A 17,034-nucleotide genomic window follows, 5' to 3' on the forward strand; every position below is an offset into this window, starting at 1 on the left:
TCCGATGACCCGTGCTCTCTTGGTTACCGTTCGATTCCACGACGGTCGCTATCACGGTACCGGGCCTTGGCCGCCGGCGCCGGCCCGCCTGTTCCAGGCATTGGTCGCCGGCGCGGCGGAAGGCGGCACGTTTCCGCCAGGTGCGATGGCTGGCCTCGCATGGCTCGAACGGCTATCGCCGCCCGAAATCGTGGCGCCGCCAGCGCGGGAGGGACAGGCTTACAGAAACTATGTCCCCAACAACGATCTCGATGCCAAGGGAGGCGATCCTGGCCGGGTGGCCGAGATTCGCGCGCCGAAGCAGATTCGTCCGCGCCTGTTCGATGCGACATCGCCAATCCTCTATCTCTGGCGCTTCGAGAACCAATCGGAAGAGGCCCGGCATGTCGTCTCGCTTGCCAAACGACTGTCCCAGCTCGGCCGGGGCGTCGACATGGCCTGGGCCTCCGCCGAACTGCTTGACGAGGATGAGGGCCTCCGGCGACTTGCCGATCACGGTGGCGCGATCAGCCGCCCGGCACGTGGGCGTGGCCAACTGCTCGATTGTCCCGCCGCTGGCTCGCTCGAGAGCCTGATCGAGCGACACAAGGCCATGCGCTCCCGCCTTCGCACCGAGAAGTCCGGCAAGGGAACGCAGCAATTATTCGTCCAGCCACCGCGCGCGCGCTTCGCGCGAGTGGCCTATGACAGCCCCATTGAACGGCGACTGTTCGAGCTTCGTGATCTGGCCGCCAACGCGGCCTTCCATCCCTGGCCGCTGACCGGCGCGGCCGGGTTGGTCGAACGGGCCCGTGACGCGGCTGCCACACGCCTGCGCGCCGCCCGCGAACCAACCGCCGGCGGCTCTCAGGCCGACAGTCTCGTTGAGCGTGTCTTCGGCCGTTGCCGTGACTCCGGCAAGGCGGACCTGAGCGCCCGCATCCGCATCGTTCCGATACCGTCCATCGGGCATCCGCATGCGGAATCGTCGATCCGGCGTCTGCTTCTGGAGATACCGCCCGACTGCCCGCTGCCGCACGGGGATATCGTCTGGGCCTTCTCCAGCCTTCGACTGGTTGAAGAGCATGATGCGGGAACCGGGGAGATCCTGAAGGATGTCTGCATGGTCGAGGCGGTAGAAACCGGGATGCTCCGACATTACGGCATCGCCCAAGCAGAGACCGGCGCCCGGAGGTCGCGGCTCTGGCGAACGGTCACGCCGGCCGCCCTGCCCGATCGCGCCGCAAGGCGGCGGATCGATCCCGCACGAACGCGCGAAACGGTAAAGGACGCCGGCGTACGGAACCGCGAGGAGACAATAGCCAGGGCTGCGGTCGCAGAAGCGCTTCGCCACGCCGGTGTGAATGCGGCGCCTGTATCGATCCGGGTGCAACGCGAACCGTTCCATGACCGGGGCGCCCGAGCCGAAAGCTTTGCGCCCGAAACCCGCTTCCGCAAGGAGCGGCTCTGGCATGTGGAACTCGAGTTCACCCGACCGGTCGCCGGCCCCCTCGTCATCGGTGACGGCCGCTTTCTCGGCCTAGGCCTGATGTCCCGCCACGAGAAGGCGAGCCGCCCCGCCGCCGCTTTCGCGATCGGAAGCACCGATCCCGTGCCCGTCGGGGAACGGGACAGGGTGCTTCACGCCCTACGGCGCGCGCTGATGGCGATCGACCGCGATGCCAGCGGCAGCGATCGCCCGGGAACGCTGTTTTCCGGCCACCTTCCGGACGGCGCACCGGCCGGCGACGGCGCCCATCGACATGTCTTCCTCGCCGCCGACACCACGCTGGATGGGAGCCATCTGTCCCGCCTCTACGTTGTCCGCCCCGATTGCGCCGATCGGAGTGCCGATCTCCCGAAGGAAGACCGTGCGCGCTTTGCCCGCGTGCTTGCCCGCCTGGCGACGGTTCGCGCCGGGCCGCTCGGCTTGCTCCCGCTGGCGCCGGTCGTCGCTGACGACGACCGTATCCTCGCAACCGCGGTTCGCTGGGAATCCATTACCGATTACCGCCCGACCCGCCTTCCCGGCCGCGGAAAGGATCGGGCGCTTGCATTGACGGACGATATCCTTGCCGAATGCAGACGGCGCAAGCTGCCAACGCCTGCGGTGAAGATTCTGTGTCAGCACGCCGGCCCGAACGGCGGAAATCCGACCGCGCGTCTCCGCCTCGATTTCGCCGTCGCGGTACCGGGACCGATCATGCTCGGTCGTGACAGCCATCGGGGAGGCGGCCTTTTCGCCGCACGGGACGACGACGGGCATGAGCGACCCTGAACAGTTCGAGCTTCGCCTGCCGGCGCCACCCGTGGTCGGCGAGGCGCCGCTCATTCCGGTGCGCATGGTCAACGAGTTCGTCTATTGCCCCCGCCTCGCCTACCTCATGTGGACCCAGGGCGAGTGGGCTGAAACGGCAGATACCGTCGAGGGGCGCCGAGTTCACAATCGGGTCGACCGGCCGGGCCCGCCGCTGCCGCCGCCGGACTCGATTCCAACCGGGAACGAGGAGGGCGACGAGCGCGAGCGGATCGTCAGCCGCTCGCTCACGCTCTCTTCACAGTCGCTCGGGATCATCGGCAAGCTCGACATCGCGGAAGCCGAGAACGGCACTGTTACGCCTGTCGACTACAAACGCGGCAAGCGTCCCCATATCGGTCAGGGCGCCCACGAGCCGGAGCGCGTCCAGGTCTGTCTGCAGGGTCTCCTGCTGGAAGAGAACGGCTACGCCGTGGCAGAAGGCGCGATCTACTACGCCGAAAGTCGCGAGAGGGTACGCATTGAACTCGACGAAGAGCTGCGCGCCACGGCGCGGGAGGCGATCAGCCGTCTGCGGCTTACGGTTACCCAGGGTCGCATTCCGCCGCCGCTCGAAGACAGCCCCAAATGCCCGCGTTGCGCGCTGGTCGCCGTCTGCCTGCCCGATGAAATCCGTGCTCTTGCGGGTTCATCCTTCGCGCCCCGCACAATTGCCGTGCCGGCCGACGAGGCCCTGCCGCTGATCGTCCAGTCGCAACGCGCCCGCATCGGCAAGCAAGGTGAAACGTTGAAGATCACCGAGGAGGACGGCGCGGAAACCAGGGTTCGCCTGATCGATGTTTCCGAGCTGGCACTCTACGGCAATGCATCGATAACGACACCGGCGCTGTCCGCGCTTCTGGAGCGCGAGATTCCAGTGACATTCCACAGCCACGGCGGCTGGTTCAAGGGCATCGCCCATGGCATCGGGCATCGCAATGTCGAGGTTCGGACGGCACAGTATCGGCTAAGCTTCGATGCCACCGCCTGTCTGCGCTTCGCCCGCGACCTGGTCGCTGCCAAGATCGCCAACCAGCGGACGATGCTGAGGCGAAACTGGCGCGGCGAGGCGGACGAGCGGCGCCAGGCACTCGAACGCTTGTCTGCAAGTCGCAAGGCGGTCGGACGTGCGTCTGGCACCTCCGAACTGCTCGGCCTCGAAGGCGACGCCGCAGCGACCTATTTCCGGGCCCTGGCAGGGCTGCTCCGCACTCCCGACGATTCCACGGAACTTGCCGCCTTCCGTTTCGATACCCGCAACCGGCGGCCCCCGACGGATCCGGTAAATGCCATGCTTTCGCTGGCCTACGCCATGCTTGCACGGCACCTGACTGTCGCCCTAACCACCGTCGGACTTGACCCCTATCGCGGCTTCTATCACGGGCCGCGGTATGGCAGGCCGGCGCTTGCGCTCGACCTGATGGAGCCGTTCCGCCCGATCATCGCCGACAGCGTCGTGCTGACGGCGATAAACAACGGTGAACTGGGCCCCGGCGATTTTGTCAGCGGTGCAACGGGAACCGCACTCGGACCAGTCGGCCGGCGTCGCTTCGTTGCCGCCTTCGAACGCCGGATGGCACAGGAAACGACTCATCCGCTTTTCGGATACCGGGTGAGCATGCGGCGACTGCTGCTTGTGCAGGCGCGCCCGTTGACGCGCTTCCTGCTCGGCGAATTCCCGAGCTATCCCCATTATCTGCCGCGTTGAGCTCGGACATGAACGGCGATCATCTCTATATCGTGACGTATGACATCGCCGACCAGCGGCGCTGGCGGCGGGTCTTCAGGACGATGCACGGGTTTGGCGACTGGCTTCAGCTTTCCGTCTTCCAGTGCCGCCTCTCCGGTCGCCGCCGTGCCGAGCTCGAGACCAGGTTGCGTCACCTGATCCGCAATGGTGAGGATCACGTTCTCATTGTCGACGTCGGCCCGGCGGACAAGGTGCATCTCGCCGTCGAGAGCCTGGGCAGGACATACGAGAAGTCGGAGAGACAAGCGATCGTGATATGATGTGGCGGACCGGCAGCCCTCGGACAGGCCCCCCCGATCGCTCGCCGGCCGATTTCGAGCGCCTCGGTGACGCGCGAATCCCCGGGACCGCTCGAACTCCGGCAAGACCTTGTTATTACATGCTCTTTGAAATCGTAAATCAGGAATGGGCGGCGATGTGATGGCCGCCCCGTACTGCTCACCCCGACCTCTCGAATACACCCGCCATTTGCCTGTTGATTCAGCAGGTTGTACCATGGGGCTTTCCGGGGCCACAGCGCCCCGGCCTCATTGAAGCGGGTTGGCCCCCCCCTCACTTTTGGGGGGCGACGGGCTTTCCGGGGCCACAGCGCCCCGGCCTCATTGAAGCCGCCCGGATCGGCTGCCGTGCCGCCGCTAACCGTGATCTTTCCGGGGCCACAGCGCCCCGGCCTCATTGAAGCAAGTAGTTGTCGACGAACAGCTTCTCCTTCCGCAGGCTTTCCGGGGCCACAGCGCCCCGGCCTCATTGAAGCCTGGTCACAATAACGGCCGGCATCGCCGGCATCTTCCTTTCCGGGGCCACAGCGCCCCGGCCTCATTGAAGCGATCCCGACACGCTGCAGAACCAGTTTTCCGCGCTCGCTTTCCGGGGCCACAGCGCCCCGGCCTCATTGAAGCGATGAAGACCGGCGAGTCGCTAACCCGACTTGAGGCCTTTCCGGGGCCACAGCGCCCCGGCCTCATTGAAGCAACGCCTGTGTCCCGAGCCAGTAGACCGGAACCGAGTACTTTCCGGGGCCACAGCGCCCCGGCCTCATTGAAGCGGCGGCGTTCGGCAAGCCCTTCGAGGCGGCTAGGAACTTTCCGGGGCCACAGCGCCCCGGCCTCATTGAAGCATGCCGCCGTTGAATACCGAGGGTGACGACGCCATCTTTCCGGGGCCACAGCGCCCCGGCCTCATTGAAGCCTCCAGGAATACCCCGGCTGCCGACCCTACATCCTGCTTTCCGGGGCCACAGCGCCCCGGCCTCATTGAAGCAAGGGTCGCGAAGTTGAACTCCATCCTCTCGACCCGACTTTCCGGGGCCACAGCGCCCCGGCCTCATTGAAGCCTCGACTGGCTCGCCTACCAGGCCGGCAATCTAGGCTTTCCGGGGCCACAGCGCCCCGGCCTCATTGAAGCCCGCTCATGATGGGCCGGCTGGCCAAGGACGGCGTCATCTTTCCGGGGCCACAGCGCCCCGGCCTCATTGAAGCATCGTCAACATGGCATAGCGCGGGTCGGTGAGCATGCTTTCCGGGGCCACAGCGCCCCGGCCTCATTGAAGCCCCTGGGTCGCATGCGACGGCAGGAAATTCATCGTCGCCTTTCCGGGGCCACAGCGCCCCAGCCTCATTGAAGCACCATCCCCTCGCGACCGCTATGCTTCGTCATCGCTCTTTCCGGGGCCACAGCGCCCCAGCCTCATTGAAGCACCATCCCCTCGCGACCGCTATGCTTCGTCATCGCTCTTTCCGGGGCCACAGCGCCCCGGCCTCATTGAAGCGAACCCGAGCGATCCGCAGACCAGCAGCGCGCCCAGCTTTCCGGGGCCACAGCGCCCCGGCCTCATTGAAGCCCCGGTTCCCGCTGTCAAGCCCACCGCCTCAGCGCCGCGCTTTCCGGGGCCACAGCGCCCCGGCCTCATTGAAGCGCACGGACGGCGAGAATGATCCGGTTCCATCCGGTATCCTTTCCGGGGCCACAGCGCCCCGGCCTCATTGAAGCTGGGTCTGGTACTGGTCCGACGACACCTACATCATCACCTTTCCGGGGCGACAGCGCCCCGGCCTCATTGAAGCCGGATCAAGGACACCGGCGCGCTGCATCAGGCGGGCGGCCTTTCCGGGGCCACAGCGCCCCGGCCTCATTGAAGCCGGAAATCGTCCGCGTGCCGGTTCCAGTCGATCCAGCCTTTCCGGGGCCACAGCGCCCCGGCCTCATTGAAACGACCGGTTGTCGTCGGCGGTCTTTCTGGCCAACAGCGCCGGCTTTCCAGGTGCCTGAGCTTCGACCGCCACGTGAGGCGAAAACAACGCGCGACGGTCGACTATCACGTCGGCAACCGGGATTACCCGCCGGGCGATCTCTCAAAGGCTGAGCAACTGCGCCTCGGCCGGTCGTCCTGTTGCAACTGCGAGGTCCTACTTGTCACGTCCCGGAACATGGGGCGGCGTCAAATGATAGCCCCGCCCTTCATAATCGAATCCATTGAGCTCGTTCACCTTCTCGGTCTTGTTGACCGGGCTGGCATAGTAGGCGCGGATCTCCCGGATTTTCGTGACATCATCGTTGAATATGTACCATTCATCGCCGTGGAGCACCTCGCCAATGGCCGTCTTCCAGTGCGTCCACTCGATCACGGCCTCCCGTCCGTCCGGGGCAGCAAGAACCTTGTCGATCGTCCACTTGGAACCCATCGTGTTGACTGCCCACACCCAGCCGTCGGCGATCGTTTCCGCGGAACGCCAGGGCGCCCCCGGGAGGCCCGGCGGAAAGTAGTGGGTTGCGTCAGGCGTGAAGCAATCGATCAATCCCTTGCGATCGGCCAGATTACACATATCGAAATAGTGACGGATCAGGCGCTCAGCCTTCTCTGCTTGGGTCATTTATTCAACTTCCCTGGAGTGATGACTTCAGACAGCCCACTGTTCGGCAGGCGGTGATACTTTCGGACGCAGTGTTTCGATTATTCCGGAGACGACCTTGATATACTCCGGCTTACCCACGGCCATCTTCTCGACAGTCGTCGTGAGACTGATCGAGATGATCTCGTCGTTGCGCAGACTGGTTCGCATCGCCATCGCGACACAGGCGATGCCGGGAAGGACTTCTTCCTCCTCGTAGGAATACCCGGCATCGGCAATCTTCTTGACGGCCCGAAGCAGTTCCGCCGGCGTTCCGGCCGACCGCTCCGTGAGTTTCGGGAGGCGGCGCTTTCCACCAAGCCGCCGATCCAGGTCCATCGGTGAGAGCTGGGCCAACATGGCCTTGCCGCCGGCGGAGCAATTCGCGGGAACATGGCGGCCGATCTCCGCACTCAATCCCAGGCGCAGATCCTTGGAACTGTCCTGGCGCGCGAGATAGACTGCGGACAGTTCCTCGTTAAGAACCGCGAGTTGAATGAGCGCCTCGACCTCCTGCGGCATCCCCTCGACCGCGCGGTAGAACTCGCGTACCAGGTCGACACTCGCGACATAGGCCGAACCGAGCTGGACCATTCGCTGCCCAAGCTGATACCCGTCGCCCGAGCGGCGGATCAGATTGGCCGCGACCAGGGAATTGAGAATGTTCAACAACGAGGACTTCGGAACCTCGATCCGGGTCGCAATGTCGGAAAGACTGTATTGTCGCTGCGGCGCGCTTTCGAGCACGCGGAAAACGGCCGCAGCCCGATCGATCGCGGGCACTCTGGGACCAGAGTTCGGATCCCGCGTTGCGCGTTTCGGCCGCCCCCTCGGCGGCACGGCCGCCCCTGTCTTGCGTTCCGACATCGGATAGATCCCTTGCGCGCTGTTCCTAGTTTCCCGGTCTCTCCATGACCAACTTCATGTGTTCGACGTTCGGGATTGAAGCGAAATGCTTCAACAGCAACAACCGCCACCGCTTGAAGCCTTCCGAATTCTGCCACCCGATAACGTGATCCTCGATCCGGTCCCAGGTCACGAAAAGTCGATACCGATCCCCCACCTCATGACTCCTGAACAGCCGCGCATCGCGGAATCCATTGCTCTGCGCCAGCAATCCGAGGGCTTCGTTCATCGCCGTTTCAAACTCACGCGCCTGACCTTTACGGATATCAATCTCAGCGACCTCTAGGATCATTCCGGTGGTTTCCTGCATTGTCTGCGGGCATCAATTGGCGCGATATCTGCGCATTACGTCTGGATCGGGATCGGCCCCGAGACCCGGACCGTCGGGGATCGCGAGAATTCCCCTGTCATCGGGCAATTCGATGCCACCGAATATCGGCGCTTCAAGACGAACCCCGAAGTATTCGACCATCTCGATGTCCGCAAAGACGGCGGCCATCTGGAGGGTCGCGAGCAATCCCGGTCCGAAATACGGAGAGTGCGGCGCCAATCGCTTGCCTCGCACTGCGGCGAGGTGCCCAATTCTCAGGAAGGCGGATATGCCGCCGACTTTCGTCACGCTGGGCTGGAGATAGGCCAGTGCCGCTGAGCTGGCCAACTCGTCGAATGCAACCGCGTTGGCGCAGTTCTCGCCGGCGGCGATCTCAGGACCAATTCCCGAGACCTGGAGGAGACCGGCGACATTCTCCGGCGGCCAGACCGGCTCTTCGAGCCACTTGAGGCGGGCGGGGACAAGTCGACCGGCCGCCTCGCGGGCACCGGGCACGTCCCAGGCACAGTTGACATCAAGCATGAGATCCGCGGCCGGGCCGAGCGCCTCACGCGCCGCAATTGCAAGACCGGGTTCGGTCTCATGGAGCTTGATCGCCGTATGGCCCTCTTCCGCCAGCGCCACGCAGACCTTCTGCAGCGGCTTTGCCTCGCCCGCCTTCAGCAGACTGGCATAGGCCCGCACGCCGCCGCGACCGCCATGCCCCAGCATGCGCGCGACCGATATACCGGCCCTTTTTCCGGCCATGTCCCAAAGGGCTATGTCGAGACCGCTCAGTGCATACTGGACCGGACCGCTCCGGCCGAAAATGTGCAACGGCTTCTCGAGCGCCGCCATGCAGGCCCCGATATTCTCGCAGGGCTTTCCGAGAAGAAGCGGGGCGACGGTCTTTTCGAGTGCGGCCCGGGTTGCCGGTATGGCGTTATAGCCGAAGGCCTCACCGTACCCGACAATGCCATCTGACGCGGTGACGGCAACAATGAGGTAGTTCGCGGTTGTCCAGTTGGTGCCGCCGAAACCGGCCGGCGGGCCATACTGGCTGAAGGGGATATCGAGTTGAATGGCCTCGATCTTCTCAACAGTCGCAGTCGACATGATCAAGCCTTTCGAAAGTCGCTCCCGAGCGCGATCGATTGCACGCCGTCGCTGTCCGATGGCTGGGCGCCATAACCCGCAGGGATCGCCCAATCTCCGGACACGACATGATTCTCGAGCCGGCCCAGGCCCTCCACTTCGACCACGACCGTAGAGCCGGGATTGACGGGGCGTGAATTGGCAGGGGTTCCCGTCATTATGACATCGCCACGCTCCAGGGTGATCGAGCGCGACAGGTCCGCGAGCATGTAGTGCGGATCCCAGATGAAATCGTCGGTCGACGCTTCCTGCACGACCTTCCCGTCGACGTAGGTCCGCAGCATCTTGCCGCGGAAGTCCCAGTCGGTGTTCAGACCGGGGCCGATCGGCCCCAGGGTATCCGACCCCTTGACCCGGACCATCGAGTTCTCATCCGTATCGCGGAAGTCGTGAAGCCCCATATCGTTCGCGACGGTGTAGCCCCACACGTAGTCGGCAGCCTTGTCTGGCGTGATATTGCGGCAGGTTCTTCCAACGACGAGCGCGATCTCACCTTCGTAATTCAGGAACTGGCAATTTGCCGGGCGCACGACATTCGCCTTGTGGCTATTCAGGCTCGAGACCACCTTGAGAAAGTAGGTCGGCGCCGGCGGCTGATTGCGTTTCAGTTCATCGAGTCGACTGCGAAAGCTGAGGTGCACACATACGATCATGCGCGGCACCACAGGCGGCAAATGCGGGTAGTCCTCGGCACTTGCACGGCGGCCATCTGCGGCGGTGAACCGGCCCTCCTCGACCTCGACGGTCTGGATGCTTCCATCAACGATCAGGCGGCGAAACTCGGGCATTCCTGTGTATCCTCAGTTCGTGTGGGGCTTGCGTAGCGGCCTTTTCTGTCGCCGCATCAGAATCCAAAGTACCTCGGAAGAAGAAGGCTGATTTGCGGCACGTAGGCGATCAATAATAGCGCCGCGATCAACGGAATCAGGAAGGGCAAGGTGCCCTGAATGGCGGTTCGAATACTTACGCCCGATACCGAGTGCAGGACGTAGAGAACCAGGCCGACGGGCGGGGTCAACAGGCCGATCATCAGGGCCAGGATCGTGATAACGCCAAAATGAACCGGGTCCAGGCCATATGCGCGTACCAGAGGCTGCAGCATCGGCACGAGGATGAGAATCGCCGTCAACGGCTCCAGCACCATTCCCACGAGCAGCAACACGACGATCACGAGCAGCACGAAAACGAACGGACTGTCCGTCGTCCCCAATACGGCTGCGCTCAGAAGCTGGGGCGCCTGCTCAAGCGCCAGTACCCATGAAAAGACCGCTGACGCGGCCACGATGACCATGATCGCCGCGGTCATCTCGGCAGTTTGCAGCAAGACTGTCCAAAGCTGCCGCCAGGTGATCGCCCGATAAACGACGGCCGCCACGAGCAGGGCGTAGAGGACTGCGATCGCGCCAGCCTCGGTTGGCGTAAAGAATCCTGCGAAGATCCCTGCGAGAATGATGACGGGTGCCATGAGAGCAGGCAGCGCGCGCACGAAGGCTTTCCAGATGAACGCAGCGGACTCCCGGCGCGACGTCGGTACGTCATTGAAACGGGTGTAGACGTAGACGGCGATCGCCAGGGCCAGGGCCATCAACAGGCCCGGAAGTACGCCGGCGATGAACAGGGATCCGAGCGACACGCCCGCCGTTACGGCATAGACGACTGCCGGAATACTCGGCGGGATGATGGGGCCGATAGTCGAGGATGCCGCGGTTATCCCGACAGCGAATTTCTCGTCATAGCCGCGCTCCTTCATCGCCTTTATCTCGATCGCGCCCAACCCGGCAGCATCCACCACTGCCGCGCCACTCATCCCCGAAAAGACGACGCTGGCGCTGATGTTGACATAGCCGAGGCTTCCGCGGATGTGACCAAGGGCAGATTCCACGAACTCGAATATTCTCTCGGTTATCCCGCCCTGGTTCATCAGTGCGCCAGCAAGCATGAACAGCGGAACAGCGAGCAGCGGGAAGGAGTCCACGCCGGCGAACATGCGCTGCGCTGCGATTTCCATGCTGAAGCCACCGAGCAGCACGTAAACTGCGCTTGGCACGGCCAGGGCGAGCGCCACGGGCAGGCGAAACGCCAGTAACACCAGGATGGATATGATGAGCAGGATCAGGGTCACCGACTTCCTCGCGTTCGTACCATCATGGATTCAGATTCCCCGGAGGTGATCGGTAGCATGCCCCGATCTGGAGAAAAGCCTGGCAAGAGCATGCACCGACATCAGCGCGAACCCTGCAGCCATGATCCAGTAGAGCGCGGCCAATGGTACGCCGGTGGCTGATGCCTTTATGCCTCCGAGGGACAACGCCTTTGAGGCCCCCATTACCGAGAGAAAGAGGCCGCTTAGCACCACCAGAGCCGAGGAAAGCGTATCGACCAGGCGACTCCACCGACCTTTCGTTGGCCCGGAAAGGTCGACGACAATGTGCCCGGAGGAGCCGGTTACCAAAGCAGCCCCCAGAAACGTCAATGAAATGAGCGCGAACCGGGAGAGTTCTTCTGTCCACGTGAAGGGTTGGCTCATGCCATAGCGGGCGACAATCTGCATGGACGTCAGGGCGACAATCGCAACAACGAAAGTGACGCAAATCGCGGCCTCGAGAATCTTCACGACACGCAACATCGAAATGCCTCGCAACTGAGGCAGGGCAGCACGGGCTGCCCTGCCTTATGGGCAATCTTATCTGGACACGAATTCAGCGTAGATCTTGCCCCATTCGGTATCACCGTAAGTCTTCGAGATATGTTCACGCGCCTTCTTGCGGAACGCATCCATGTCGATCTCGTCCGCCGGTATGACAGTCACGGAGGCGTCTTTCTGCCATTTCGCGACAAGCGCCGCTTCCTGGGAACGAACGCACTCATTCACACCTTCGGTGACGCCCTTGACCACGTTCAGCAGGGTGTCACGCTGGCTATCGTCAAGCTTCTGCCAGGTCTTTTCCGAAACGACGACAGGTGAGACCTGTATCATATGGCCGGTGAGACTGACGTAGTCCTGAACCTCGGTGAATTTCTGCGTCTCAATTACAGTCAGCGGATTCTCCTGCGCATCGATCACGCCCTGCTGAAGCGCCAGATAGACTTCGCCGAACGCCATGGGCACTGGCGTCGCGCCAATCGAACGCGCATTTTCGATCATCAGCGAATTGTCCGGCACGCGGAACTTGACGCCCTCCAGGTCAGCGGGCGAACGCACGGGCTTGTTCGCGGTGATATGCCGGGCACCGTAGAGCCAGTTGCCCAGGCGACGAATCCCAGTCTTCTCCAGCAGCCCCTGCCAGATCTCTGCGCCGCGCTTACTCTCGATTAGCTTGCTGGCATCTTCGGCACTCTCGAAGACATAGGCCGAGTCGAACAGGTTCATCATCTCGTACCGATTGGCCAGGTACGATGCACCGAAGACGCTCATATCCACATCGCCGGACACGACAGAATCGGCAAGTTGCGCCATCGTTCCCAACTGCTCCGACGGGTAGGCGCGGATAGACAAGCCGACATCGGCCTTTTTCAGCATTTCGGCCATCTTGTCGATGCCGCATGTCTGAAACGGATGACCCGGGGCCCAGATATGGGCAAAGCGGAGCGAGACATCACCGGCAAATGCCGGGGCACTAAAGCCCGCAATCACCAGCGCGCTTATGAGCGCCTTCTTATGGAATTTCATGAACGATTCCTCCTTTCTACTTCGAAGCGAAGGAGACACAGGCACGGCAGTGGTCGCAACAGAAAAATGAACATCATTCATTATTTTGAATTTAATCTGATTGTTCGGCGAGAATCTTTTCCTTCGGCGAGCCTCATCGTTTTGACGCCTGTCCGGCCCGGAGAGAGCGACAAGCGATCAACCTCATTCCCCCCACGCGGCGGCAGAATGCCCTTTCTTTCCGCTGAGATTTCAAAGGTCAGAACTCTCTCGGCGCCGCGGGGCCGATTTTCATGAGAATATTGGCCAGGTCATCGAGGCGACCTGTATCCAGGGCACGGCGACACCAACGTTGGGGAGCAGCGGGAATGGCAAGGAAAACGGTCCCGGACTGGAAGAACAACCCGGTACGGAAGTCGGACTATCGCAGCTTCGACGAGGCGTCGGTCGACACCATCCTGGAGGCTGCAAGGCTCAGACCCCCGGCCGATGCCCCGACCCGGGCTCGGCTGCTCAAGCGGCTCCGGTCGGCCGCTCTCTGGTATCGTTTCCGGTCGAGCGAGGCTTCCGCCCCGGCTCCATCCGCGGTCATCCGGCAATGGGCCGAGATCCGGGCGTCCTGCGCCCGCCTGTTTCGGCAGCTTGGCATCCGCCCGGAGTGCGACCCGGATACCGGACAACCGCTGCAACCGTTTCCGGCGTTCAGGGCCGGCATGCTCGGGCAGGTATCGCACAGCCTGCAGCCGGGCCTGAGAGAGGCCGCCCTTGAACTCGGGCAGGAATATTCCGACGAGATGCCTTTCCGCGAGACCCTGCCCGGGCTGGATGGCGATCCCCACGACCGCGATCCCTTCGCCTTTTCCAGCGAACTGATCGACCGCTGCCTGAACGGCCTCGTCTTCCTGCACCGTGCCGCGCTGGCGGGTTCTGAGCCGTCGCCGGACGAGGCCATCCAGCGCGGCAACCCCGGCGACGCCGCATTGAACGAGCTGGTTCGCGATCTGGTCACCATCTACACCGAGGTTCTCGGCAGAAGGGCGCGGATTGCCCGGAGCGGCGGCAAGCCAGCCGGACCGCTCTTTCGCTTTGTCACGGCCTCGCTCGGCGAACTGGAGGCCTGTCCACCGGGTGAAGAAGCGATCCTGGAACGGATCCGCCGCGTCGTGGGTCGGCGTCCCTGACGGCCGCCCCGACCTCGATTTTTTTTCTGATTTGCCAATGCGACAGAACTGACCTGCATTGCGATCCTCCTCGCCCAGACGATCGATGGAAGCGTTCAGGCGGGACGGAACACGGTGGCAGGCAGGACTTCAAGGAGCAGCAGGAGGGAGCGGCCCGGCGGGCATGCGAACCCCCTCGCGCCTCTTGTCGAAGTGATCGCCCGGGGCGTTGCCCGGGAGGCCTTCGCGACAGCCCGTCTCGCCGCGAAGGATCATGACGGGGAGCAGCAAGCCCCCTCTCCGGTCCGCCCGGTCTCCTCCGTCTATCACGGTCCGGAAGTGGAGAATTAGTGATGCCTGGAGAGACCAATATCGGCGCGGGGCCCCTGACCGACTTCACCTTGGCGGACGCGCGGGAGGCCTGGGGAAGCGCCAATCGCTCGCGCCAGGTCGCCATGAAGTTCTGCCTCATCAATGTAGTCAACAGGGATCCGGGCTGTTCACCGACCACACGCAACGTCTTCAACTGCATTATCGAGCATGTCGGCTGGGACGGCAGCTGCTTCACGGGTCGCAAGCGGATCGGTGCGGAGATCGGCTGCAGCGTGCGAACGGTCAGCCGAGCAATCTCGAGACTGAATGCGAGCGGTTGGCTGTTCTCCTGGCAGCCGCCAGTCGACGAAGTCGGGCGCACCTTCCGGACCAACCATTATTGCCCGAACTGGGCCCGCGCAACTCGCCAACGCCCGCGGCGGCGCCTCTGATGTGGCCCGACCCGAGAGCCATCGTTGGCAAGGGGGCTTGCCAATGGTGACGCGTGACCCGGGACAGGAGCGGCGCACTAACCCTTTTCTTGAACCCTTTACATTATCCCATGGCGCCTTGTCGGCTGAGTTGCTGCTCCCTGCGAACAGTTTTTGCCTTGAAGGGAGGAGCGGCCGTGAGAGCGCGCCACCCCGGCCGAAGCAGGCGGCGCAGCAGCCGGCGCGACTGCCGAGCCATCGCTGCCCCGGAACGCACCTCAGGCGGCGCCGAGGCGGCCGACCGACGACTGAAGGTCGGCGATCGGCCGCAAGCGGGTAGGAGCGGGTATGGTTTTTCATCGATTTGCCCCTCGCCAGTCCCGGGTTTCGGGGCTAGCATCAATGGAACATAAGACGAACAGGAAGCGGGAGGATTGAGCCATGCGGGCAGCGATCTACGCGCGCTATTCGAGCGACCTGCAGAGCGAGGCCTCGATCGAGGACCAGGTGCGGCTCTGCGAGCGCCTGGTCGAGAGCCGCGGCTGGAGCCTCGCCGGCGTCTATCGCGACCGAAGCATGAGCGGCGCCTCGGCCCTCCGCCCGGGCTACCAGGCGCTCCAGGAGGACGCGCGGAACGGCGCCTTCGAGGTCGTGGTGGCCGAGAGCCTCGACCGCCTCTCCCGCGACCAGGAGCATGTCGCCGGCCTCTTCAAGCGGTTCTCGTTTCTCGGTATCCCGCTGGTGACGGTCTCCGAAGGCGAGATCAGCGAGCTCCACATCGGGCTCAAGGGCACGATGGGCGCCCTCTACCTCAAGGATCTCGCCGACAAGACCCGGCGCGGCCTCGAGGGCCGGGTCCGGGCCGGCCGCTCGGCCGGCGGTAGGTCGTTCGGTTACGACGTCGTCCGGGAGCATGACGCGGCCGGCGAGCCGGTTGCCGGCGGCCGCAGCATCAACGCGGCAGAGGCGGCGACCGTCAGCCGGATCTTCCGCGACTACGCCGCCGGCCGCTCGCCACGGGCCATTGCCCATGCGCTCAACGCCGCGGGTGTGCCGGGTCCCGCCGGCCGGACCTGGAATCCGTCGACCATCCACGGCAATGTCAGCCGCGGTATCGGCATACTCAACAACGAGCTCTATGTCGGCCGGCTGGTCTGGAACCGCCAACGCTTCGTCAAGGACCCGGAGAGCGGCCGGCGCCAGGCCCGGCCCAATCCGCCGGAAGACTGGATCATCCAGGACGTGCCCGCGCTCAGGATCGTCGACGACGCGCTCTGGCAGGCGGTCCGTGACCGGCAGCAAGATATCGCCCACCGCCGGGCGGACAAGGACACGTCGACGAACCCACTCAACCGCCAGCACCGGCCGCGCTACCTGCTCTCCGGCCTGCTCCAGTGCGGCGCCTGCGGGGCCGCCTACACGATCGTCGGCAAGGACCGCTACGGCTGCGCCGGGCATCGCGACCGCGGCACCTGCAACAACGGCCGGACGATCGGGCGCCAGGCAATCGAGGCACGCGTGCTGGAGGGTCTGAAGTCCGCCCTGTTCACGCCGGACCTCGTGCGGACCTTCGTGGCCGAGTTCCAGTCGGAATGGAACCGGCTGCAGGCCGAAGCCGATGCCGACTGGACCGCCAGTCGGCGGACCCTCGAACAGACAAAAGCGAAGATCGAGGCGGTCATGAGCGCAATCGAGAACGGGATCCGGACCCCGACCACGCAGGAACGATTGCTGACCCTGGAAGCCGAGCAGAAGCGCCTCAAGGCCCTGACGCCGCCCGAGCCCCTGCCCCGGCTTCACCCGGCCCTGGCGGAGCTTTACCGGGCCAAGGTCGCCACGCTGCACGAAGCGCTCGACCGGAAGGAGACGCGAACGGAGGCGGCCGAGGCGCTGCGCGGGCTCATCGAGGCGGTGCGGCTGACACCTGAATCGCCTGACAATGACAGTGACGATGGCCTCGTGATCGAGCTTTACGGGGAGTTGGGCGCCCTGCTGCGCTTCGCGCAAGCGCGCGATGGAGCCCAGAACGACGAACGCCCCGCGGGTTTCCCGGCGGGGCGTTCACTGTCGATGGTTGCGGGGGCAGGATTTGAACCTGCGACCTTCAGGTTATGAGCCTGACGAGCTACCGGGCTGCTCCACCCCGCGTTGATATCGTTGGGTATCGGGTGACGCTTGTGAGGAGGCAGACAGGGTTG

The 17,034-nt window shown here is 64.0% G+C and carries 14 protein-coding genes, 1 tRNA gene and 1 CRISPR repeat array; of the genes, 6 read left to right on the forward strand and 9 right to left on the reverse strand.

Translation table 11 applies throughout. From position 1 onward, the window contains the following. Nucleotides 1-4 precede the first annotated feature (4 nt). Genes csb2 through cas2 form a run of 3 tightly spaced genes read left to right on the forward strand, consistent with a single transcriptional unit; the run spans nt 5 to nt 4,285 of the window. The gene (gene csb2, locus OCH7691_RS22510; protein ID WP_085885872.1) at nt 5-2,257 is read left to right on the forward strand and encodes a type I-G CRISPR-associated protein Csb2; all 2,253 of its coding nucleotides are present in this window, start codon (nt 5-7) and stop codon (nt 2,255-2,257) included. Continuing rightward, nucleotides 2,244-3,983, forward strand: a complete 1,740-nt coding sequence (locus OCH7691_RS22515; RefSeq protein ID WP_085885884.1) for a CRISPR-associated endonuclease Cas4/Cas1 — start codon at nt 2,244-2,246, stop codon at nt 3,981-3,983. The genes csb2 and OCH7691_RS22515 overlap by 14 nt, the downstream gene beginning before the upstream one ends. A gap of 8 nt (nt 3,984-3,991) precedes the next feature. Then, nucleotides 3,992-4,285 (forward strand): CRISPR-associated endonuclease Cas2, encoded by a 294-nt coding sequence (gene cas2, locus OCH7691_RS22520; RefSeq protein WP_085885885.1) that lies wholly within the window; start codon nt 3,992-3,994, stop codon nt 4,283-4,285. A 241-nt stretch (nt 4,286-4,526) separates the two neighbouring features. Continuing rightward, nucleotides 4,527-6,236: direct repeats of the CRISPR family, unit length 36 nt; unit sequence CTTTCCGGGGCCACAGCGCCCCGGCCTCATTGAAGC. Nucleotides 6,237-6,430: 194 nt separating this feature from the next. Here cas2 and OCH7691_RS22525 read toward each other — a convergent pair. Genes OCH7691_RS22525 through OCH7691_RS22560 form a run of 8 tightly spaced genes read right to left on the reverse strand, consistent with a single transcriptional unit; the run spans nt 6,431 to nt 12,954 of the window. Then, entirely contained in the window at nt 6,431-6,895 is a 465-nt protein-coding gene (locus tag OCH7691_RS22525; protein ID WP_085885873.1) for a nuclear transport factor 2 family protein, read from the reverse strand. A gap of 27 nt (nt 6,896-6,922) precedes the next feature. Continuing rightward, complete coding sequence (locus OCH7691_RS22530; RefSeq protein ID WP_085885874.1) at nt 6,923-7,780, reverse strand: IclR family transcriptional regulator; 858 nt, start codon at nt 7,778-7,780, stop codon at nt 6,923-6,925. Between the two features lie 25 nt (nt 7,781-7,805). Continuing rightward, entirely contained in the window at nt 7,806-8,111 is a 306-nt protein-coding gene (locus tag OCH7691_RS22535; RefSeq protein WP_176245216.1) for an antibiotic biosynthesis monooxygenase family protein, read from the reverse strand. 30 nt (nt 8,112-8,141) lie between these two features. Further along, nucleotides 8,142-9,245: a mandelate racemase/muconate lactonizing enzyme family protein gene (locus tag OCH7691_RS22540; RefSeq protein WP_085885886.1), complete on the reverse strand. Its 1,104-nt coding sequence runs from the start codon at nt 9,243-9,245 to the stop codon at nt 8,142-8,144. Between the two features lie 2 nt (nt 9,246-9,247). Beyond that, nucleotides 9,248-10,072: a fumarylacetoacetate hydrolase family protein gene (locus OCH7691_RS22545; RefSeq protein WP_085885876.1), complete on the reverse strand. Its 825-nt coding sequence runs from the start codon at nt 10,070-10,072 to the stop codon at nt 9,248-9,250. A 56-nt stretch (nt 10,073-10,128) separates the two neighbouring features. After that, on the reverse strand, nt 10,129-11,406 hold the full coding sequence (locus OCH7691_RS22550; RefSeq protein ID WP_085885877.1) for a TRAP transporter large permease: 1,278 nt from the start codon (nt 11,404-11,406) through the stop codon (nt 10,129-10,131). Nucleotides 11,407-11,436: 30 nt separating this feature from the next. Continuing rightward, nucleotides 11,437-11,910, reverse strand: a complete 474-nt coding sequence (locus OCH7691_RS22555; RefSeq protein ID WP_085885878.1) for a TRAP transporter small permease — start codon at nt 11,908-11,910, stop codon at nt 11,437-11,439. A 57-nt stretch (nt 11,911-11,967) separates the two neighbouring features. Further along, on the reverse strand, nt 11,968-12,954 hold the full coding sequence (locus OCH7691_RS22560) for a DctP family TRAP transporter solute-binding subunit (protein ID WP_176245217.1): 987 nt from the start codon (nt 12,952-12,954) through the stop codon (nt 11,968-11,970). A 347-nt stretch (nt 12,955-13,301) separates the two neighbouring features. On the opposite strand from OCH7691_RS22560, the gene OCH7691_RS22565 reads away from it, so the two are divergent. The 3 genes from OCH7691_RS22565 (at nt 13,302) to OCH7691_RS23850 (ending at nt 16,951) form a co-directional block, all read left to right on the forward strand. Then, a complete protein-coding gene (locus OCH7691_RS22565) occupies nt 13,302-14,114 on the forward strand; it encodes a hypothetical protein (protein WP_085885880.1) in 813 nt (270 codons plus the stop codon). A gap of 332 nt (nt 14,115-14,446) precedes the next feature. Next, nucleotides 14,447-14,857 (forward strand): helix-turn-helix domain-containing protein, encoded by a 411-nt coding sequence (locus OCH7691_RS22570; RefSeq protein WP_085885881.1) that lies wholly within the window; start codon nt 14,447-14,449, stop codon nt 14,855-14,857. 420 nt (nt 14,858-15,277) lie between these two features. Further along, nucleotides 15,278-16,951, forward strand: a complete 1,674-nt coding sequence (locus OCH7691_RS23850) for a recombinase family protein (RefSeq protein ID WP_085885887.1) — start codon at nt 15,278-15,280, stop codon at nt 16,949-16,951. On the opposite strand, the gene OCH7691_RS22580 is transcribed toward OCH7691_RS23850, so the two are convergent. Beyond that, nucleotides 16,908-16,984 (reverse strand) — tRNA-Met (locus OCH7691_RS22580). The two genes, OCH7691_RS23850 and OCH7691_RS22580, sit on opposite strands and share 44 nt — an antisense overlap. Nucleotides 16,985-17,034: the final 50 nt, after the last annotated feature.

The sequence above is a fragment of the Oceanibacterium hippocampi genome (genome assembly GCF_900172325.1).
Classification (GTDB): domain Bacteria; phylum Pseudomonadota; class Alphaproteobacteria; order Sneathiellales; family Sneathiellaceae; genus Oceanibacterium; species Oceanibacterium hippocampi.